This window comes from Dethiosulfatarculus sandiegensis (assembly GCF_000931935.2).
Classification (GTDB): domain Bacteria; phylum Desulfobacterota; class Desulfarculia; order Desulfarculales; family Desulfarculaceae; genus Dethiosulfatarculus; species Dethiosulfatarculus sandiegensis.
The window spans coordinates 141,080-160,466 of the sequence record NZ_AZAC01000056.1; the positions used below are offsets into that span (position 1 = coordinate 141,080).

Genomic DNA, 19,387 nt, shown 5'->3' on the forward strand with positions numbered 1-19,387 from the left:
GTCTTGCGAATTTTTTTATTCAACCGAAACGATTTCTAAAATACGCTCTCCCCCGGGGGCCTTGAAGCGGATCTCGTCACCTTCTTCCTTGCCCAAAAGAGCCTGTCCCAAAGGTGAACTTAAAGATATGCGGCCCATGGTGGGGTTGGATTCTCTTTGCCCTACTATCTGGTATGTGTTTTCTTCGTCATTGTCTGGATTGAAGACAGTGACGTGACAGCCGAAGACTACTTTTTCGCCCACTTCGGGGAGGGGATGAACAATCTCGGCGATGGACAGGATTTCTTCCAATTCCCGCAACTTGGCGGAAAGAATGGATTGGCGTTCCTTGGCCGCGTGGTACTCTGCGTTCTCGGAAAGGTCTCCGTGCGCCCTGGCTTCAGCAATGTCCTGGACGTTTTTGGGGAGCTCCACCTTACGGATGTGATCCATTTCCTTTAACAGGTCGTGGTGGCCTTCGCGAGTCAGTAACTGACGCTCCACAGTATTTTTCTCCTTAAATAAAAAAACATCCTGCCACGGCTCCCGCAGCAGGTCGAGCTGTGAGTATACCACTTGCCTTCTGGCGGTACAAATATACAATGGTATGATAACGGTCTGGAAGAGGTTGGCCAAGCTCCGGGTTTTAGGCGCCCGCCTTCCTTGGCGGCGCACTTGTGCGGCCAGATGGCAACTGGTATACTCCCCGGGTTATACTTGATGGAATTTTGGGTTAACCCCCTGATTTCCATAATGGCTTTCCGAAAACTGCCGGTCTTGACAGCCCCGGGGTATTCGGATACTGAAGATCGGTGCAAAACAAAAGTGGGCCGAAAATGAAGATCAGACTGGAAGATATCCCCAAGGAAGGGCGTGAGGTTTTTTTTATAGTGAATGTCCCTTCGCCCGGGGAGTTGGGCCCGCAGGTCAAAAAAATGGATGGCCCGGTCAATGCCAGGCTGCGACTTGCCCGCAGGGGTAAGAAAGTTTTTTTAAAGGGAGAGTTCGACGCCTCTCTGATTCTTTATTGCAGCCGTTGCCTGGAGGAGACTCCGGTTACCCTCGCCGCTCCCCTGGAGATGGTCTTCATGCCCCAGCCCGAGGATATGGCTGAGGAAGTGGTCCTGGCCGAGGACGATCTTGCCATCACCTTTTTTGATGAAGGTGAAATTGATCTGGACAGGGCGGTGCTGGACGAACTCACCCTTGCGCTGCCCATGGCTCCTTTGTGTTCGCCGGAGTGTCAGGGCATCTGCCCGGCCTGCGGCAAGAGCCACACAAAAGACGGGTGCGGCTGCACTGATAAACATAATATAGACCCACGTTGGGCCAAGCTGGCTCAGCTCAAAGAAGAAGACTGATTAAACCAGATCGCCGTTTTAACTGGAAACGGTGGCTTTTTACGTTAAGGAGTTGAAGGATCATGGCTGTTCCCAAAAGAAAACAGTCCAAGGCCAATACACGCATGCGCAGGGCTCATCACGCCATCACCCTGCCTAATCCGGTCTCCTGCCCCCAGTGCGGCGAACCCAAGATGCCTCATCGGGTCTGCCCTTCCTGCGGGTATTACAAAGACCGCCAGGTTGTGGCCAAAGAAGACTAAGAGAAACAATCTATGCGTATCGCCCTGGACGCAATGGGCGCTGACGGCGGAGTTTCCGTAACCGTTTCAGGCGCCCTATCGGCGCTTAAGGATCATCCGGGCGACCTGGAAGTTGTTTTGGTGGGTAAACCCGAGGCTGTAGAGCCTGAGTTGAGCCGCCTTGGTGCACCAGAAGAGGGCATCAGTATAAAAAGCGCTTCCGAGGTGGTCCGAATGACCGATGCGCCTTCGTCTGTCCTGCGCCATAAACGCGATGCCAGCATCAGAGTCTGTTTTGATCTGCACCGTGCCGGTGAGGTCGATGCCGTGGTCAGTGCCGGCAACAGCGGCGCCACCATGGCTGTAGGCATGGTGGTCATGGGCCGAGCTCCGGAAGTGGATCGCCCGGCCCTGGCCTCTATTTTCCCCGGCCTGTTGAGCCCGACCGTGATCCTGGATGTGGGCGCGAATGTGGATTGCACTGCTTCCATGCTGGCTCAGTTTGGCTTCATGGGATCGGTCTATGCCAGGGAGGTACTGGGGGCAAAGTCGCCTTTAGTTGGACTTTTGTCTATCGGAGAAGAGGGCGGCAAAGGCAACCTGGTAGTCAGGCAGGCCTATGAGCATCTCAAGGCCAGTTCGCTGAATTTCGCCGGTAATGTTGAAGGGCGGGATGTTTTTTCCAGCGAGGTTTCGGTGGTGGTCTGCGACGGATTTGTGGGCAACGTATGCCTCAAACTTTCCGAAGGCCTTTTATCCGCTTACAATCAACTGGTCAAGAACGAGGTTATGCGCGATTTAAGGGGCAGGGCCGGGGCAATGCTTTTAAAACCCGCCTTTAAACGCCTGGCCAACCGTATGGACTATGAAAATTTCGGTGGAGCCCCTCTCTTGGGGATAAACGGCGTTGCCTATATCTGTCACGGAGCTTCCTCACCCAAGGCAATCGCCTCTGCCATAGGCCTGGCCATGGAGTCGGTCAATACCCAGGTGGATAAACGGGTCAGTGAAGGCCTGGCGCAATACCGGGGAGAACTTCTGGGCGAGCCGGAAACAAAATCAGAATAAACATGATATATTCGGCCGCCTGTAAGCGGCCGTTTTTGCATTTTTCCGTACTTTAGGGAGGGGATTTTCCTATGGACTACTTCCTCACAGAAGAACAACTGATGATTCGCGACCTGGCCCGTCAGATCGCCGAAGAGCGCATTAAACCGGTGAGGGCCGAACTGGATGAAAAAGAAGAGTTCCCTCATAAAATCATCAAGGCTCTGGCCCAGGCAGACCTTTTTGGTCTGATCATCCCCGAGGAATACGGTGGATTGGGCGGCGGATGCATGGATAACGTCATCTGCGTGGAGGAGCTTTCCCGGGCTTGCGTGGGCTGCTCTACAACCTATGCGGCCACTTTTTTGGGGGCCTATCCCATCTTGCTCTTCGGCAATAAAGAGCAAAAGGAAAAATATCTTCCCCTGATCGCCACAGGTGAAAAACTGGCTGCGTTTGCTCTTACGGAGTCGGCTGCCGGTTCCGATGCCTCGGCCATCAAGACAGAAGCCCGCAAAGAGGGCGACGAGTATGTCTTAAACGGCACCAAACAGTGGATTACAAACGGCGGAGAGGCCGATGTATATACGGTTGTGGCCATAACCGACCGCTCCAAGGGCCCCAGGGGGGCAAGCTGCTTTATCGTGGAAAGAGGCGATCCCGGTTTCAGTTTTGGTAAAAAAGAGACCAAACTCGGCATCAGGGCCAGCATTACAAGCGAGCTGGTTTTCCAAGACTGCCGCATCCCGGCCGATCGGTTGGTCTCCAGGGAAGGCATGGGCTTTGTTGTCGCCATGCGCACCTTTGACCAGTCCAGACCCGGCGTGGGAGCTCAGGCGGTGGGCCTGGCCCAGGGCGCCCTGGACGAGGCCGCCGGTTTTGCCAGGGTCCGCAAGCAATTCGGTAAACCAATCATAAACTTCCAGGCTGTCGCCCACATGCTGGCCGACATGGCCACCAAGACCGAGGCCGCCAGGGCGCTGGTCTACAATGTCGCCCGGTATGTGGATTCCGGGGCCAAGGATACAAGCAAAGTCAGCGCCATGGCCAAGATGTTCCCCACAGATGTGGCCATGGAGGTCTCCACCAACGCAGTGCAGGTCATGGGCGGCCATGGCTACATGCGGGATTATCCGGTGGAGAAGATGATGCGTGACGCCAAGATCCTGCAGATATACGAAGGCACCAACCAGATTCAGCGCAATGTGATCGGTCAGGAGCTGAACAAGGAATACGGTCGCCGCAAATAGACCGACACCCCCGGATACGGTAAAAACTCTGGTTGTTGAAACCTTTTTTCCCTGGATCTTTTTTGATCAGGGGATGAAAGTAATGAACCCATGAGAATTGTTGTCTGCATAAAGCAGGTTCCGGACACGGCCAATGTGCGTCTGGACCCGGAGACCCACACCCTTAAGCGAGAGGGCGTGGAGTCTATAATAAATCCCTTTGATCTTTTTGCCCTGGAAGCGGGCTTAAGGCTGCGTGAAGAGGTGGGCGGCGAGTTGACGGTTCTTTCCATGGGCCCCCCTCAGGCTGCCGAGGTTATCTCCGAGGCCGTGGGCTACGGGGTGGACTCGGGCCTGCTTTTGAGCGACAGGGCCTTTGCCGGGGCCGATACCTGGGCAACCACCTGCGCCTTGGCTGCGGGGGTTAAATACCTCGGCGGAGCCGATTTGGTGATCTGCGGCAAGCAGGCCGTGGACGGAGACACCGCTCAGGTGGGGCCGGGCCTGGCTTATCGGCTCGGCGTGCCGCATGTGGCTTTTGTTAAGGGCTTTCAAGAGCTTGCCGAAGATCATCTGGTGGTTGAACGCCAGATGGACGACGGCTATGACGTGGTGGATCTGCCCCTTCCCGGTTTGATGACCGTGGTGAGAGAGGTGGGAGAACCCAGGCCGCCCTCGCTCAAGGGCAAAATGAGGGCCAAAAAATACAAAGTGCCAGTGGCCACAGCCGAGGATCTGTCCCTGGACCCTTCATCTTTGGGTTTGGCCGGCAGTTACACTCAGGTGGAAAAGGTTTTCGCGCCCGAAGCTTGCGGAGATCGCGAGATGATAGAGGGCCCGGCCGAAGAGGCCGGGGCGACGGTGGTCGACCGCCTGGTCCAGAGCAAAGTGATTGCGCTCGGGGGGTAAGTTTTAATGGCACTTAAAATCGATAAGGAAAAATGCACCGGCTGCGGTGAATGTGTAGATACATGCCCCTTTGAGGCCCTGGAACTGGTTGACGACAAGGCATGTGTGAACGAAAGCTGCACCCTTTGCGGCTCCTGCGTGGAAGCCTGCGCCTTTGAGGCGATTTCCATTGAGGACGCCCCCCGGCGCACTGATGAGCGGACCCTTGCCAGTAAAGGCGTTTGGGTCTTTGCCGAGCAGCGTCAGGGTGAGATGCCCGAGGTCGTTCTTGAGCTTATGGGCCACGGGAAAAGGCTGGCCGACGAGCTTGGGGTTGAACTGGGGGCCGTGGTTTTGGGGGATCAGGTCAAGGGACAGGCCGAGGAGCTTTTCGCCCTTGGCGCTGATGTGGTCTATGTGGCCGATGACCCCTGTTTGGCCGATTTCAATGACGACGCCTATTGTGAAGTCCTCGCCAAGCTGATTAAGAAGTATCAGCCCGAGATTTTTCTGGCCGGGGCAACCAGCATAGGGCGTTCTTTGGTCCCCAGAGTGGCGACCGCCGTGGAGACAGGGCTCACCGCAGACTGCACCTCGCTCACCATTGATTCCGAAAGGCGCCTTTTACTTCAGACCAGGCCTGCATTTGGCGGCAATATCATGGCCACCATCATCTGCCCGCAGGCCAGGCCCCAGATGGCCACGGTGCGCCCCAGGGTGATGAAAAAAGGAGAAAGAACCCCCGGTCAGACCGGCAGGTTGATTGAACTGACCCTGGAGGGAAAAGAAAAAACCGGCACCAGGGTGCTTGAGGTGGTCAAGGCCCTGGACGAAAAGGTTAACCTCACCGGAGCCGAGGTGGTTGTGGTCGGAGGCCGCGGCCTGGGCGGACCCGAGGGTTTTGACCTGGTGCGTGAATTGGCCGAGGCCCTAAACGGTGTGGTGGGCGCCACCAGGGGGGCCGTGGACCTGGAGTGGATCGGTCACGCCCATCAGGTGGGACAGACCGGCCGCACCATTGCGCCCAAATTATATATTGGCCTGGGAGTCTCCGGTGCTGTACAGCACCTGGTGGGCATGCAGGCATCGGATACCATCGTGGCTGTGAATACAGACCCCAATGCACCGATTTTCGAGGTGGCCACATATGGTATAGTCGGAGATCTCTTCAAGGTGGTCCCGGCTATGCTGGACAGGTTAAGGGAACTCAGGGGAGGGGCCTAGCTTTTTACCGCTTAAGGCGGTTTTACGGCAAAATCGAGCAGCGTTTTCGGTGACGGGCCCCGGCTGCCAGGGGAATTCCCCAAATAGGCTCCCGGACCGGTTAATCGTTGGCGTGAGGCTGATTGTGTCTGGAAATGTGTTACAATCTTGTGATTTACGCAACCGGCCGGGCACTATGTGTTAGCCTGTTGGGTGGATTTTTTAAGCTTGCTCCTACAAAAAAGCTAGACTAGACGTATTCTGAATGGTATTCAGTCCGCCGTATGCGGAGTTTCTCGAAAAAAAGCCTTGTTTGCAAGGAAGGTATAAAAGTGGCTGACACAAAGAAAGTTACATTGGTAACCGGCGGCTCCCGGGGTATCGGCAGGTCCATTTGCCTCACCCTGGCCAAGCCCGGTGATGTGATCGCGTTCAATCATTTTGATCCTGATGAAAAGGCAGCCGACGAAACCCTGGCCATGCTGGCCGAAAAGGGGGTTACCGCCGAAGCCAAGAAGTTTGACGTCTCAGATCCGGCTCAGGTCAAGGAATATATGGATCATCTGGTCTCCACCTATGGCCGCCTTGATGCCCTGGTTAACAATGCGGGCATCACCAAAGACGGTCTTTTGGTGCGTATGAGCCTTGAGCAATTCGAGCAGGTGATTAAAATCAATTTAACCGGGGCCTTTATCTGCCTGCAGGCCGCGGCCAAGATCATGATGCGCCAGAGAAGCGGTTCCATTGTGAATATGGCCTCGGTGGTCGGTCAGATCGGAAACGCGGGTCAGGCCAATTATTCCGCCAGTAAAGGCGGTTTGATAGCCCTTACCAAGACGGCGGCCAAGGAGCTGGCCGGCAGAAACGTCAGGGTGAACGCCATAGCCCCCGGCTTTATTGAGACAGAGATGACTGCGCAAATGCCCGAGAAGGCGGTGCAGGCAATGAAAAACATGATCCCCATGGCAAGGGCGGGGCAGCCTGAAGATATCGCCAGGTTGACCGCCTTCCTTTGCTCCGATGACAGTGATTACATCACCGGACAGGTTGTGCATGTCAATGGGGGAATGTATATGTAGTGCGGCGGTCCGTGTGACCGATAGCTTCCGGCCCGTGGTTGGATGATATCGGCGGATCCCTGTATTTTCCGGAGCTTCTTGGCAAAGATGCCCGGATTCATTATCTTTGGATTTAATGCCGGGGCGCAAAAAGAATTATAAGCGCCGTGACCGGCGATTGGGCTTTACACTAAAAGCCCTGAAACACGTAGGAGTGAAAAGCATGGACGTCAAGGAAAGTGTCAAAAAAATAATTTGTGAACAGCTTTCTGTTGCTGAAGAAGATGTGGTCCCCGAGGCTTCTTTTGTGGATGACCTGGGCGCGGATTCCCTGGACTTAGTCGAGATGATCATGGCTATGGAAGAGGCCTTTGATGTCTCCATCGCCGATGAGGATGCTGAGAAGATCAAGACTGTGCAGGATGCCTACGCCTATATCGAGGCCGCCAGCAACTAAATTTTTTAGTAAACGAATGAGAAAGGCCCCCCCTTTTGATTGTTCCGGAAAAACCCGCTTGCGGGCTTTTCCGTAAAAGATTTGCAAAAGTATAATTTACAGATCTTAACAACTGAAGCTTTAGTCTTTTGGATTTTCATGGGCTGCCCAACCGGGTCACTGATAGGCGTGCTATAAGGACTCTACTGTTGGCTCTGGCCGAGGAAATCGACTGAACAAAGGCTTTTTGGGGGGCCTTATCTTTATCCGGGCGCTTTTTGGGGGCCGCCCGGTGGATGCGAGCCGAGAACCGGCTTTTGAAAAAGCCATTAATCGGCTAACCTTACGACGCACGAGGAGTTGATGTGAATCGACGGGTGGTGGTAACCGGTGTGGGGTTGATTACACCCCTTGCCACAGGTGTAGAGGAAAGCTGGACAAAGATCCTGGCGGGTGAAAACGGTATTGGACGTATTACCAAATTCGACCCCACGGGCTTCAAGACCCAGATCGCAGGTGAGGTAAAGGATTTCAAGCCCGAGGACTGGGTGCAGAAAAAACAGGTCAAGCGCCTGGATACTTTTATCCACTATGCCCTGGGCGCTTCCCGCATGGCCTGGGAAATGGCCGGGCTGCCCGCCGAGTTGAGCTCGGATCTCTCCGAAAAGGCCGGTTGCCTTATCGGGGTTGGCCTGGGCGGCCTGCACACTCTGGAAGAAACAGTCGGAGCCTTGACTGAAAAAGGCCCCAACGCCAGGGTGAGCCCATTTTTCATCCCCAAGCTGATCGGCAACATGGCTTCAGGTCAGGTGGCCATTGAGTATAACCTCAAGGGCCCCAACATCTGCATAGTCACTGCCTGCGCCGCTGGGTCCCATTCCGTGGGCGAGGCGGGCGAGTTCATCAAAAGGGGCGCCGCCGATCTCATGCTCTGCGGTGGGTCCGAGGCTGTTATCACCCCCACCACCCTGGCCGGTTTTGGTGCGGCCCGCGCCATCAGCACCAATAATGACAATCCGGCCAAGGCCAGCCGTCCTTTCGACGCCAAGCGCGACGGCTTTATCATGTCCGAGGGAGCCGGCATCCTGGTTCTGGAGGAAAGGGAGCATGCCCTGGAAAGGGGCGCCCCCATTATGGCAGAGCTGACCGGATACGGCCTGAGCTGCGATGCCCATCATATGACTGCTCCGGACCCCAACGGCGACGGGGCATATCGCTGCATGCGCATGGCAGTGGCAAGCGCCGGAATGGATGTGGACCAGATCGACTACATCAACGCCCACGGCACCTCCACCGAGCTGAACGACGCCCTGGAGACCAAGGCCATTCGTCGTCTGTTTGGAGAGCATGCCGACAAACTGCCGGTATCGAGCACCAAATCCATGATCGGTCATATGCTCGGCGCCACCGGTGGCGTGGAGGCTGTCTTCAGCGTGCTTTCCTTGCGGGACCAGGTGATGCCTCCGACCATCAACTATGAAAATCCCGATCCCGCCTGCGACCTGGACTATGTGCCCAATGTCAAGCGTGAGGCCAGAATTAAAAACGTGCTTTCGAACTCCTTTGGCTTTGGCGGCACCAACGCCAGTCTGGTCTTCTCCGAACCCGGCGAATAAGGAGAGTTAAAATGAAAATTGCCCTGGGAAGTGATCACGCAGGCTACAACCTGAAAGAGGCCCTTAAGGAAAAACTTGCCGCCGGCGGGCACCAGGTGGATGACAAGGGGACCTATTCCCTGGATTCCACGGATTATCCCGAACAGGCCGCAAAGGTGGCCAAGGCGGTGGCGGACGGCGAGGCTGAATCCGGTGTTTTAGTATGCGGCAGCGGCATTGGCATGAGTATTACAGCCAATCGCTTCCACGGGGTTCGGGCGGTGTTGGCTCCCTCCCTGGAGCATGCCAAGCTGGGAAGGCAGCACAACAACGCCAACGTGCTCTGCCTGGGCGAACGCCTCACCCCACAAGATTTGGTCTTTGAGATCCTCGATGCCTTTTTGGCCACTGAATTTGAGGGTGGCCGCCACATAAGGCGCATCGACAAGATAGAATCACTTTCCGGAGCCGGGTCGTGAGCACCCGTCCGGGCAAAGACGAGTATTACCTCAACATCGCCCGTGAGGTGTGCCGCAGGGGCACCTGCCTAAGGCGGCAATACGGCGCGGTGATTGTTAATGACGACCAGATAGTCTCCACAGGTTACGCCGGAGCCCCCAGAGGTGTGGCGAATTGTGTGGACCTGGGTTCCTGCCAGCGCGAGGAACTGGCCGTACCGGCGGGTCAGCGTTATGAACTGTGCCGGTCAGTGCACGCCGAGATGAACGCTGTGATACATGCGTCCAGGGCCCAGACCCTGGGGGCGACCATGTACCTGGCCGGCATCGAACTTTCAGACGGTCTCCCCACCAAGAATCCGGAACCTTGTCTTCTCTGCCGAAGGGTCATCATAAACGCCGGAATAAAAAGAGTTGTTGTCCAACCACGTGGTGGCGATATAAAGTATCTTGACCCTCAGGATTGGATTGACGAGGAAAACCAGGCCGCTAAAGACGGCCTGCCGGCACCCAAGGGCATTCTTCTTCAATTGGATGGATTCGAAGGAGGAGACGAGTGAAGTGCCCCTTCTGCACTGCGGTGGAGAACAAGGTTGTAGACTCAAGGGTAAGTAAGGACGCTTCGGTAATCAGACGCAGGCGGCAATGCCTGGAATGTGGGCAACGTTTCACTACCTATGAGCGGGTGGAAGAGCTGGAGACCTATGTCATTAAAAAAGACGGCTCCAGGGAGATATTCGACCGCAGCAAGGTAAAACAGGGCATTCAAGTTTCGTTGCGGAAGCGGCCTGTGTCCATGGAAATTGTTAATGATTTCCTGGACGCCCTGGAACACGGTTTCCAGGAAAAAAATCAGCGCGAGATTCCGGCCAAGGAGATTGGCGAGATGGTCATCCAGTGGCTTAAAGGCGTGGATGACGTGGCTTACGTCCGCTTTGCCAGTGTCTACCGTGAATTCAGGGATGTGCGTGAATTCATGAATGAACTGGAAAGCCTGATTGCCCAGAAGAAGGAGGTCTCCTAAAAACCTTGGCTGAGACCTTACCCCCCTCAAAAAATGATCGGCTTCATATGCGTCGGGCCCTGCGCCTGGCCCGGAAGGGTCTGGGCAGAAGTTCGCCCAATCCGGCGGTTGGGGCGGTGGTTGTCAACCGGGGCAAGGTGGTGGGCCAGGGGTTTCATGCCCTGGCGGGAACGCCGCACGCCGAGGTGCTTGCCTTAAGGCAGGCGGGAGAAGAGGCCAAGGGCGGCGAGATTTTCGTCACCCTGGAGCCGTGTCATCACCAGGGACGCACCCCGCCCTGCACCAGGGCAATTCTGGAGGCAGGCATAAAGCGGGTGGTTTTCGGGGCCAGCGACCCCAATCCGAGGGTGGCCGGAGGCGGCGGCGCATTTTTGGCCTCCAAGGGGCTTGAAGTCCTTTCCGGCGTGCTGGTCGATGATTGTCTTCAGGAACACCGTTTTTTCTTTAAGCACATCACAACCGGCCGACCCTATGTGCTGCTCAAGACTGCGGCCACCCTGGACGGCAAAACCGCTGCCGCAAGCGGTGACAGCCGTTGGATCACAGGGGAGCAAAGCAGGCGTTATGTGCATCGGCTCAGGAACCTGCTGGATTGCATCTGCGTGGGTTCCGGCACCTTAAGGGCCGATGACCCCAGCCTCACCTGCCGCTTAAAAGGCGGTCGCAACCCCTTGCGGGTGGTGGTGGACACCGGTTTGAGCATAGAACTCCCGGCCAAGGTGCTTGACGCCTCGGAAAAGGGCGGCTGCCTGATCGCCTGCGGACCCGAGGCCTCGCAGGCAAAAATAGACAGCCTGACCCAGATCGGGGCCAAGGTGGTGCGGCTGCCTCTCTTAAACGGCCGTGTCGACCTGGGAGCGCTTTTGGATCACCTGGGCAAACTGGGGGTGACCAGCATGCTTTTGGAAGGTGGCGCCACCTTGGCCTTCAGCTTTGTTTCCCAGGGGCTGGTCGACGAGGTGAATTATTTCTTTGCGCCGAAGTTGATCGGCGGCCAGACGGCTCCTTCCATGTTGGGTGGTGAGGGCTTTACGCGTATGGCCCGGGCTGTTCAGCTCGAAAAACCGGTAATTAGGAGATTCGGCCCGGATATCATGCTTTCGTCCAGGGTTTTACCTTCCTGAGCAGATTCCCAATTTCCATTTGGCGCTAAAAGGCGCTGCCGCGCCAAAACTCTGCTCCTCGGGCTTACAAGGCCTTGACCAGGCCCCTTGGCGGATATAATTTCTACCTATACTACTCTAAGCCGGTTCAATTCCCTGAAAAAGTCTGTGATGCTTAGTTGAGCAGGGGATCTGAACAGGGAAGTTGGATATGTTCACAGGTTTAGTAGAAGGCCTGGGCACTGTGACCCAGGTCAATCCCAAAGGCCCGGATGCTGAACTGGTGATCCGCCCGCCCTGGCCCGTCAAGGAGGCGGTGATAGGCGAATCGGTTGCCACCAACGGAGCCTGCCTCACCGTCACCCGGATCGTGGGCGACGCCTGTTGCCTGGAAGCATCGGCGGAAACTTTAAGCCGAACCACCCTGGGCCGACTCAGGCCCGGAGATCAGGTTAATCAGGAAAGGGCCATGAGTGTGGGCGACCGTTTTGGCGGACATATGGTCACAGGCCATGTTGACTGTGTGGGGACCATTGCCCGGATCGAAAAGCGTGGAGCCTCCAAACTTATAAAAGTGGATATTCCGGCCGAACACCTTGCCCTGGTGGTTGAAAAGGGCTCTGTATGTGTAGACGGCATCAGCCTGACGGTGAATGGCGTGGACGACCAAGGGTTTGATTTGAATATTATTCCCCACACCTTTGCAGAGACTTCCCTCAAGCTTGCCACCCAAGGCGATTCTGTTAATATTGAGACCGATCTGATAGGTAAGTACGTAGCTAGGTTAATGAGTCGGGATCAGGATCAAAAGACCCGCGAAAAAGGCTTCAGCGCAGAGGATCTCTTGCGTATGGGCTATTGATCAGGCCTTTGCTTAAAGGGGCTCCCTTAAGGCGGACCTGCCAAAACGGGGTGTCTGGACCTGGAAAAAACGATATCTGAATACTTAATAATAGGGCTTGATTGCCCGGCAAGGGGATTACAATGCCTCTGGCATCCATAGAAGAGGCCATTCAGGATATTAGGAATGGCCGTATGGTCATCCTGGTGGATGACGAAGACCGGGAGAACGAAGGCGACCTTACCATGGCCGCAGAGATGGTGACTCCGGAAGCCATCAACTTCATGGCCACCCACGGCAGGGGATTGATCTGCCTGAGCCTGACCAACCAGGATGTGAAGCGCTTGAAGCTTCCCATGATGGTCAGTGACAACCAATCCCCCTTTGAAACCGCCTTTACCGTCTCCATCGAGGCCAGGGAAGGGGTCACCACCGGCATCTCGGCCCATGACAGGGCCCAGACCGTCAAGGTGGCGGTGAACCCCAAATCCGGACCTGAGGATCTGGTAAGCCCGGGACATGTGTTTCCCCTAAGGGCCAAGGAAGGCGGGGTGCTGGTCCGCACCGGTCAGACCGAGGGTTCGGTTGACCTGGCCCGCCTGGCCGGCCTTTCCCCTTCCGGCGTGATTTGCGAGATCATGAAAGACGACGGTTGCATGGCCCGCATGCCTGATCTGGAGGTATTTGCCGAGCGCCACAACTTGAAGATAGTCACCATTGCGGATCTCATCTCCCACCGCATGCGCACCGAGTCCTTTGTGACCCGGGAGGCGGATGTGCACATGCCCACGGCTTATGGTGAGTTCAGGGCCATTGGCTACACCAACAAGGTGGACTCACTGGAGCATGTGGCCCTGGTCAAAGGTGAGATCAACCCTGAAGAACCGGTGCTGGTCAGAGTGCATTCCCAATGCTTGACCGGCGACACCTTTAATTCCCGCCGTTGCGATTGCGGAGACCAGCTGGCAAATGCCCTTAAGGCCATCGACGCCGAGGGCAAGGGCGTGTTGCTTTACATGATGCAGGAGGGCCGGGGAATAGGACTGGTCAACAAGCTGAAGGCCTATGAGCTGCAGGATAACGGCTGCGATACGGTGGAGGCCAACGAAGCCCTGGGTTTCCCCGCCGATATGAGGGACTATGGCATCGGCGCCCAGATCCTGGCTGATCTGGGGGTGCGCAAAATGCGGCTTATGACCAACAATCCTAAAAAAATGGTGGGTCTTGACGGGTACGGGCTCTCCGTGGTGGAGAGGGTTCCCATTGAGATTTCTCCCTGCCCTGAAAATGAGCGGTATCTCCGCACTAAATGCACCAAAATGGGGCACCTGCTGAAGCTGAGGGATTGAGGCTAATTCGTTTTTTGACCAAAGCTGGATTGAACTAAAAAAACAGCCGGGGCGGCCCATGCCGCCCCCAGGCCTTAAAAAGAAGGGGAATGACAATGGCCAGGACGCTGGAAGGAAAACTCTCGGCCAAGGGAATCAAGGTTGGTATAGTTGCGGGCCGGTTCAATGAGTTTATCACGAGCAAGCTTCTGGAAGGCGCGTTGGACGCCCTAAGGCGGCACGACGGGGCCGAAGATGACTGCACTGTGGCCTGGGTGCCCGGTTCCTTTGAAATTCCCCTGGTGGCCCAGCGCATGGCCCAGAGCGGTCAGTATGATGCGGTGATCACCCTGGGCGCAGTCATAAGGGGCGCTACGGCGCATTTTGATTATGTGGCCGCTGAAGTGAGCAAAGGCGTGGCCCATGCCTCCCTTGCCACCGGAGTGCCGGTCATCTTTGGCGTGCTTACCACCGACACCATTGAACAGGCCATCGAAAGAGCCGGCACCAAGGCCGGCAACAAGGGCGCGGATGCCGCCATGGCCGCAATGGAGATGGTGGACCTTTTGAAAAAAATATAGGTTTTAAATGACCCTCATAAAAGAACGCCGGCGGAGCCGGGAGTTGGCGCTTATGGTGCTCTATCAGATGGAGCATTCCAGAACCATGGTGGACGATGCTTTGGACACCTTTGCCGATAACTTCGAAGCTCCGCCTCAATATTTCGCCTATACCGAGGAACTGGTTCGGGGCATAGGCGATAATAAATCTGCCATAGATTCTGAATTGAACCAGGTCAGCAAACGCTGGAAATTGGACCGCATGGCCCGGGTGGACAGGAATATCCTGCGCCTTGCCTGCCAGGAGATGCTGCATACAAACGGCGAAGTGCCCCCTAAAGTTGCCATCAGCGAGGCGGTGGAGCTGGCCAAGAGGTTCGGCTCGGAAGATTCTCCGGCCTTTGTGAACGGGGTGCTGGATTCCCTTTTAAATAGTCATTTTGGGAAAATCAGTAAAAAAAACACCTCCCGCTAGGGTTGGCAAAATATGCTTATAACAGCGGCAATGCCTGCTGAGGTGGAGCTGATAATCCCCCACCTCAAAAAGGCGGGGAATCTGGGCAGACGTCCCTTTTGGCATGGCCGCTTGGGAAAAGAAAAGGTTTGGCTTTTGCTCACCGGCCTGGGCATGGTTAACGCCGCCCAGGCTGTCACTGCCGCTTTAGAGAATCTGGTTTCCTGCCGGGTTGTCTTGAATATCGGCTGTGCCGGGGCCTATGAGAGCGGTCCCGGGCTGGGACAGGCGGTCGTGGCTGAAAGGGTTGTCCTGGCTGATATGGGGGTTGTCGAAAAACACTCCTGGCGCGATCTGTCCGCCATAAAAATTCCCCTTTTACCCCTCACAGAAGGCCAAAAACCGGTTTTTAACGTTTTTGAATGTGATCCCGGGCTAAACCGCGGGTTTTTAAAGTCCTGTCCGGATTTGACCACCGGGGTTTTTGCCACTGTGAACCAGGTGAGCGGGGATATTGAATCCGCCAGGGTTGTGGCCCGTCGCTGGCAGGCCCAGCTGGAAGATATGGAGACCGCGGCCGTGGCCCAGGTGGCGGCCCTTTACCAAAAGCCCTTTACCTCGGTGAGGGGAGTAAGCAATCTGGCCGGTGACCGTCACCTTGACCTGAAAATAGGCGCCGAAGCAGCCCAAAGGGCGGTTTTGGCCTACTGCGGATTAAACTGACAAGTCATTAAACAGGGTTTTTAGTGAACCCAGTCCTCGGTGCGCCCGGCAGTTTCGCTTCCAGAGCCTGTCAGAGCCTGTTGCCATTAATTCCGGGAGAAGAAAATGAGCCGGGAGATAACCTTTGGCTATTCACCATGCCCCAACGACACCTTTGCCTTTCATGCCCTTAGTCACGGTTTGGTAAAGGCCCCGGGTTTTAAGTTCAAGACCCGCCTGGGTGATGTGGAAGAACTCAACCGCCTGGCCTTGCAAAGCATTTTGGAGGTGACCAAACTGAGTTTCCACGCTTTGGGGCATGTGTTGGATAAGTACGCTCTTTTAAATGCGGGTTCGGCCCTGGGCAGGGGATGCGGTCCCCTGGTGGTGGCCAAGCCGGGGGCGGAACCGGCTGACCTGGCCAAGGTCAAGGTGGCTGTACCAGGCCGCCTCACCACCGCCCAGATGCTTTTATCCCTTTACCTCGGCAAGACGCCCGAGGTGGAGCCCATGGAGTTCAGTCAGGTCATGGAGGCCGTGGCCCAAGGACGTTTCAAGGCGGGCCTGGTTATACATGAGGGTCGCTTCACCTATGAAAGGTTGGGCCTTATCAGGCTTCTGGACCTGGGTGAATGGTGGGAGGCGGAAACCGGCCTGCCCATACCGTTGGGCTGCATCGCCATGCGCCGTGACCTTGGTAAAGAGGCCTACGGCATTATTGACCGGGCCTTGGGTGAAAGCGTGAACATGGCTATGCAACATCCTCTGAAGTCAAAGGAATATGTTCTCGCCCACGCCCAGGAAATGGAGGCTTCGGTGGTGGAGAGCCATATTGGGCTTTATGTGAATGACTTTACCGCAGACCTGGGGGAAGCCGGACTCAAGGCAGTGGAAGAGGCTCTTATTCGGGGGAGGCAAAGTGGGTTGCTGCCCCAGACGGATTATCCCTTGAGAATGGAATAAGACGGATCGTCACCCCGGTTTCAGACTACGGTGTCCACTATGGAGCCGGTAAGGGAGGTCTCCTGGCCTGAGGGCCGGGGACGGTCCTGGGGCTCTACCAGGGCCGGGTCCTGGGGGATCTGTTTCTCTGCGGAGACGGCCTGGGCCGGGTCCTGGGGACCGGTCGGGGTGGGGGGAGGATTCTCCACCGGAGCCTGGGCATAGCTGTTTTGTGTATAACTGGTTTGGTAATAGGTGGAAGTATTTGGATCAAATTCTATCGGCATTTTCACACACCTCTAATTATTATACTAAAAAAGACCTGCCATCTTGTCAACTTCCCTTGTGCTGAGATAAGATTCAATAAAAGGGAAGGCGTTTAGTCAGGTCTTTTTTTATAGACAAAAAAGCCGACAGATGAAGCTTGGCCCGGCATGCATGGGCTTGAATGACTTTTTCGTCGCCATGACAATAACTTGTAAAAAGGAAGCAAAGGGGTTTGGATACAGAACCAGGCCGAAGTCTTATCGCGCGGGTCTTGGATTTATTCAAGGGCGGGCGCAGTACGACCTCTCAGGAATTGGAACGCGAGATTCAGGGACTAGTGGATCAGGGCGAAGCCCAGGGCTTTCTCACCCCTCACGAGGGGCATATGATAGAAGGTGTGCTGGAGCTTGATCAGACCACAGCCGGTCAGATCATGGTGCCCAGAATAGACCTGGCAATGGTCTCTGATAAAGACAGCATTAACGATATCATCCGTGTAATCACCGACTCCGGACATTCCAGGATACCTGTCTACTCCGGTGACCCTGATCATATAGTGGGAGTGATTTATGCCAAGGATCTGCTCTCCCATTGGGGTAAGCCAGGGGAAACCAATAATATTTGTGAAGTAGCCCGCAAGCCGTTTTTTGTGCCTCAAGCCATGCCTTTAAACGAGCTTTTGACGGCCTTCAGGCGCAAAAGGGTTCATCTGGCCGTGGTGGTCGATGAATACGGCGGCACTGCGGGAGTGGTGACTTTAGAGGATGTCCTGGAAGAAATTGTGGGCGAGATCGAAGACGAGTATGATCAGGAAGAGCATCTCAGCCAAAGGCAGCAGGACGGTTCTTTGGTGGTGGACGCCCGTCTGGAGGTGGAAGAACTTTCAGGCCTTCTTGGTTATGAAGTCCCCGAGGAATTGCCCGAAGGGCGCTTTGAAACGGTCGGCGGCTTTATAACCACCTACTTGGGGCGGGTGCCGAATGCCGGTGAAATCATGGAATACGGACCTTTGACTCTGAAAGTGGTGGAAGCGGACGACCGCAAGATCGACAAGGTAAAGGTCGGCTTTGATCCTGAGGCAGCCAAAGAGCCGGAGGAAGCTTGATAAGGTCTTGAGTAAAACAGAATCCCGGCTACCTGGCAAAATTGAAGCCCTGGCCGCTTTTTTCTCCGGAATTATGTTGGCCGGGGCCTTTTCTCCTTGGGACTTTTGGCCCCTGGCCCTGGTGTCTCTGGCTCCTCTTTTGGGCCTTTCATCCTTATTGCCGCCTAAAAAGGCCATGGCGGCAGGGTTGCTGTTTGGCCTGGGCCGAGGACTGGCCCAGATGTATTGGCTGAATGTGGTCATAACCCAATACGGCGGCCTGCCCTGGGCGGTTTCCATATTACTTTTCGGTCTTTTGGCCCTTTATTTGGCCTTGTACCCGGCGGCGTTCGCCTATTTTGTCAGCCGGACCGGCAAAAGGGGAATCCCGCTTCTCTTGTCTGCTCCCTTGGCCTGGGCAGCCCTGGAATGGATAAGGTCGCTTCTTCTGACCGGCTTTCCCTGGTTGCCCCTGGCAAACAGCCTGGCTTTTTGCCCCCAACTTTTACAGAGCGCCGAGTGGTGGGGGGCGCCCGGCCTGTCAGCCGGATTGGTTATGATCAATGCCCTTGTTATGAAAGGTTTTTTTGCCTTTAAAGACAAGGGGCGTATTTGTTTCTCCGGCTTGGCTTGGTTGCTTGCCGGGGTTATAATTGTTGCGGGCGCTTGGGGCTTGGGGCAAAAACGTATGGATCAGATCCAGAGTTTGGCCCAAAAGTCCCCTCATATCCCGGTAAGTGTGGTGCAGGGCGATATAAGCATTTTTGATATACAGAACCCGGAAAAGAAAGTTTCCGTGGTGCAAAAGCATCTTGCACTTTCCGGGAAAGAGGCGGAAAAGATTAAAAAACGCCCCTGGCTGATTGTCTGGTCTGAATCGGCCGGGCCTTTTTATATGTTGAGCGAGGCCAGGCCGACCTTGAAGGTTTTGGAAGGAGCCCGTGAACTGGGGGCTTACATAACTTTGGGCACTATGGGGTCTGTGGCTGTCAATGGCACATATGCCCCGACCAACCGTTCTTTTTTGGCCGATCCCCTGGGCAGGCCTCATGGATGGTACGACAAGGTTCATCTGGTGCCTTTTGGCGAGTATGTGCCCTGGGACAATCTTTTGTTTTTTGTGCGGGCCATCGCTGCCCTGGGGCGGGATTTCGCGCCCGGTGAAAAGGGTGCAACCCTTAAGGCCGGACCAGCTGTTTTGGGACCGCTCATCTGCTATGAGTCCATTTTCAGTGAGTTGGCTTTAAGCCAGCGCAGAAAAGGGGCGGACCTGATAATAAACCAGACTAATGACGCCTGGTTCGGACGCACCGGGGCCAGCCGCCAACACTTGAGTCATCTGGTTTTGCGTTCCGTGGAAAACCGCATGTCATGCGCCAGGTCGGCCAACAGCGGAATCAGCGGTTTCATAGAACCGGACGGCACGGTGCACCAGTTAACCGGCCTTTTTACTGAAGCGGTTCAAACCAGAGAATTGCCGCTTTTAAAAATCAATACTTTTTTTACCGGCCATGGGGATGTTTTTTCCAAGGCGGCCTTTGGCATAAGCCTTTTATTGTTGCTTGTAACCCTGCGGCCTGGTTTCCGGAATAAACAGGAGGTTTGAG

23 protein-coding genes are annotated in these 19,387 nt (G+C 55.5%); 21 read left to right on the forward strand and 2 right to left on the reverse strand.

Annotation, left to right across the window (positions count from 1 at the left end):
* Positions 1-15: 15 nt before the first annotated feature.
* On the reverse strand, positions 16-483 hold the full coding sequence (gene greA / locus X474_RS21660) for a transcription elongation factor GreA (protein ID WP_044352169.1): 468 nt from the start codon (positions 481-483) through the stop codon (positions 16-18).
* Between the two features lie 332 nt (positions 484-815).
* Here greA and X474_RS21665 point away from each other — a divergent pair, with 332 nt between their 5' ends.
* From X474_RS21665 to X474_RS21755, 19 genes are all read left to right on the forward strand, one after another.
* Positions 816-1,340 carry a YceD family protein gene (locus X474_RS21665; protein ID WP_052515503.1) on the forward strand — a complete coding sequence of 175 codons (525 nt, stop codon included), beginning with the start codon at positions 816-818 and terminating at the stop codon, positions 1,338-1,340.
* Positions 1,341-1,402: 62 nt separating this feature from the next.
* Entirely contained in the window at positions 1,403-1,582 is a 180-nt protein-coding gene (gene rpmF, locus X474_RS21670; RefSeq protein ID WP_044351948.1) for a 50S ribosomal protein L32, read from the forward strand.
* Positions 1,583-1,594: 12 nt separating this feature from the next.
* Positions 1,595-2,629 carry a phosphate acyltransferase PlsX gene (gene plsX, locus X474_RS21675; protein ID WP_044351949.1) on the forward strand — a complete coding sequence of 345 codons (1,035 nt, stop codon included), beginning with the start codon at positions 1,595-1,597 and terminating at the stop codon, positions 2,627-2,629.
* A gap of 71 nt (positions 2,630-2,700) precedes the next feature.
* Positions 2,701-3,858, forward strand: a complete 1,158-nt coding sequence (locus tag X474_RS21680) for an acyl-CoA dehydrogenase family protein (protein WP_044351950.1) — start codon at positions 2,701-2,703, stop codon at positions 3,856-3,858.
* Positions 3,859-3,948: 90 nt separating this feature from the next.
* A complete protein-coding gene (locus X474_RS21685; protein WP_044351951.1) occupies positions 3,949-4,746 on the forward strand; it encodes an electron transfer flavoprotein subunit beta/FixA family protein in 798 nt (265 codons plus the stop codon).
* A gap of 6 nt (positions 4,747-4,752) precedes the next feature.
* Entirely contained in the window at positions 4,753-5,949 is a 1,197-nt protein-coding gene (locus tag X474_RS21690) for an electron transfer flavoprotein subunit alpha (RefSeq protein ID WP_044351953.1), read from the forward strand.
* Positions 5,950-6,260: 311 nt separating this feature from the next.
* Positions 6,261-7,007: a 3-oxoacyl-[acyl-carrier-protein] reductase gene (gene fabG, locus X474_RS21695; protein WP_231688367.1), complete on the forward strand. Its 747-nt coding sequence runs from the start codon at positions 6,261-6,263 to the stop codon at positions 7,005-7,007.
* Positions 7,008-7,209: 202 nt separating this feature from the next.
* A complete protein-coding gene (gene acpP, locus X474_RS21700) occupies positions 7,210-7,443 on the forward strand; it encodes an acyl carrier protein (RefSeq protein WP_044351954.1) in 234 nt (77 codons plus the stop codon).
* Between the two features lie 344 nt (positions 7,444-7,787).
* A complete protein-coding gene (gene fabF, locus X474_RS21705) occupies positions 7,788-9,038 on the forward strand; it encodes a beta-ketoacyl-ACP synthase II (protein ID WP_044351955.1) in 1,251 nt (416 codons plus the stop codon).
* 11 nt (positions 9,039-9,049) lie between these two features.
* Positions 9,050-9,496 (forward strand): ribose 5-phosphate isomerase B, encoded by a 447-nt coding sequence (rpiB, locus tag X474_RS21710; protein ID WP_044351956.1) that lies wholly within the window; start codon positions 9,050-9,052, stop codon positions 9,494-9,496.
* Positions 9,493-10,035, forward strand: coding sequence for a deoxycytidylate deaminase (locus X474_RS21715; RefSeq protein WP_044351958.1), 543 nt, complete (start codon positions 9,493-9,495; stop codon positions 10,033-10,035). Before rpiB ends, X474_RS21715 begins: the two co-directional genes overlap by 4 nt.
* Entirely contained in the window at positions 10,032-10,499 is a 468-nt protein-coding gene (gene nrdR, locus X474_RS21720) for a transcriptional regulator NrdR (protein WP_044351959.1), read from the forward strand. Before X474_RS21715 ends, nrdR begins: the two co-directional genes overlap by 4 nt.
* Before the next feature lie 5 nt (positions 10,500-10,504).
* Entirely contained in the window at positions 10,505-11,623 is a 1,119-nt protein-coding gene (ribD, locus tag X474_RS21725; RefSeq protein ID WP_197282223.1) for a bifunctional diaminohydroxyphosphoribosylaminopyrimidine deaminase/5-amino-6-(5-phosphoribosylamino)uracil reductase RibD, read from the forward strand.
* Positions 11,624-11,813: 190 nt separating this feature from the next.
* The gene (locus tag X474_RS21730; protein ID WP_044351961.1) at positions 11,814-12,464 is read left to right on the forward strand and encodes a riboflavin synthase; all 651 of its coding nucleotides are present in this window, start codon (positions 11,814-11,816) and stop codon (positions 12,462-12,464) included.
* 122 nt (positions 12,465-12,586) lie between these two features.
* Complete coding sequence (locus X474_RS21735) at positions 12,587-13,792, forward strand: bifunctional 3,4-dihydroxy-2-butanone-4-phosphate synthase/GTP cyclohydrolase II (protein WP_044351962.1); 1,206 nt, start codon at positions 12,587-12,589, stop codon at positions 13,790-13,792.
* Between the two features lie 95 nt (positions 13,793-13,887).
* The gene (gene ribH, locus X474_RS21740) at positions 13,888-14,352 is read left to right on the forward strand and encodes a 6,7-dimethyl-8-ribityllumazine synthase (protein ID WP_044351963.1); all 465 of its coding nucleotides are present in this window, start codon (positions 13,888-13,890) and stop codon (positions 14,350-14,352) included.
* Between the two features lie 7 nt (positions 14,353-14,359).
* Complete coding sequence (gene nusB, locus X474_RS21745; protein WP_044351964.1) at positions 14,360-14,806, forward strand: transcription antitermination factor NusB; 447 nt, start codon at positions 14,360-14,362, stop codon at positions 14,804-14,806.
* A gap of 12 nt (positions 14,807-14,818) precedes the next feature.
* Complete coding sequence (gene mqnB / locus X474_RS21750; protein ID WP_052515504.1) at positions 14,819-15,508, forward strand: futalosine hydrolase; 690 nt, start codon at positions 14,819-14,821, stop codon at positions 15,506-15,508.
* A 105-nt stretch (positions 15,509-15,613) separates the two neighbouring features.
* Positions 15,614-16,450 (forward strand): 1,4-dihydroxy-6-naphtoate synthase, encoded by an 837-nt coding sequence (locus tag X474_RS21755; protein ID WP_044351966.1) that lies wholly within the window; start codon positions 15,614-15,616, stop codon positions 16,448-16,450.
* Between the two features lie 20 nt (positions 16,451-16,470).
* Here the strand turns inward: X474_RS21755 and X474_RS21760 are convergent, their stop codons facing one another.
* The gene (locus X474_RS21760) at positions 16,471-16,716 is read right to left on the reverse strand and encodes a hypothetical protein (RefSeq protein ID WP_044351967.1); all 246 of its coding nucleotides are present in this window, start codon (positions 16,714-16,716) and stop codon (positions 16,471-16,473) included.
* A gap of 212 nt (positions 16,717-16,928) precedes the next feature.
* On the opposite strand from X474_RS21760, the gene X474_RS21765 reads away from it, so the two are divergent.
* The gene (locus X474_RS21765) at positions 16,929-17,801 is read left to right on the forward strand and encodes a hemolysin family protein (protein WP_052515505.1); all 873 of its coding nucleotides are present in this window, start codon (positions 16,929-16,931) and stop codon (positions 17,799-17,801) included.
* 7 nt (positions 17,802-17,808) lie between these two features.
* Complete coding sequence (gene lnt, locus X474_RS21770) at positions 17,809-19,386, forward strand: apolipoprotein N-acyltransferase (protein WP_156360881.1); 1,578 nt, start codon at positions 17,809-17,811, stop codon at positions 19,384-19,386.
* Position 19,387 lies beyond the last annotated feature (1 nt).

Bases quoted from the DNA above. Each gene is read 5' to 3' on its own strand.
- X474_RS21685 (WP_044351951.1), top strand. From the start codon at position 3,949: ATGAGAATTGTTGTCTGCATAAAGCAGGTTCCGGACACGGCCAATGTG.
- X474_RS21665 (WP_052515503.1), top strand. From the start codon at position 816: ATGAAGATCAGACTGGAAGATATCCCCAAGGAAGGGCGTGAGGTTTTT.
- nusB (WP_044351964.1), top strand. From the start codon at position 14,360: ATGACCCTCATAAAAGAACGCCGGCGGAGCCGGGAGTTGGCGCTTATG.
- rpmF (WP_044351948.1), top strand. From the start codon at position 1,403: ATGGCTGTTCCCAAAAGAAAACAGTCCAAGGCCAATACACGCATGCGC.
- X474_RS21760 (WP_044351967.1), bottom strand. From the start codon at position 16,716: ATGCCGATAGAATTTGATCCAAATACTTCCACCTATTACCAAACCAGT.
- mqnB (WP_052515504.1), top strand. From the start codon at position 14,819: ATGCTTATAACAGCGGCAATGCCTGCTGAGGTGGAGCTGATAATCCCC.
- X474_RS21735 (WP_044351962.1), top strand. From the start codon at position 12,587: ATGCCTCTGGCATCCATAGAAGAGGCCATTCAGGATATTAGGAATGGC.
- X474_RS21755 (WP_044351966.1), top strand. From the start codon at position 15,614: ATGAGCCGGGAGATAACCTTTGGCTATTCACCATGCCCCAACGACACC.
- X474_RS21690 (WP_044351953.1), top strand. From the start codon at position 4,753: ATGGCACTTAAAATCGATAAGGAAAAATGCACCGGCTGCGGTGAATGT.
- X474_RS21730 (WP_044351961.1), top strand. From the start codon at position 11,814: ATGTTCACAGGTTTAGTAGAAGGCCTGGGCACTGTGACCCAGGTCAAT.
- X474_RS21680 (WP_044351950.1), top strand. From the start codon at position 2,701: ATGGACTACTTCCTCACAGAAGAACAACTGATGATTCGCGACCTGGCC.
- acpP (WP_044351954.1), top strand. From the start codon at position 7,210: ATGGACGTCAAGGAAAGTGTCAAAAAAATAATTTGTGAACAGCTTTCT.
- plsX (WP_044351949.1), top strand. From the start codon at position 1,595: ATGCGTATCGCCCTGGACGCAATGGGCGCTGACGGCGGAGTTTCCGTA.
- rpiB (WP_044351956.1), top strand. From the start codon at position 9,050: ATGAAAATTGCCCTGGGAAGTGATCACGCAGGCTACAACCTGAAAGAG.
- ribH (WP_044351963.1), top strand. From the start codon at position 13,888: ATGGCCAGGACGCTGGAAGGAAAACTCTCGGCCAAGGGAATCAAGGTT.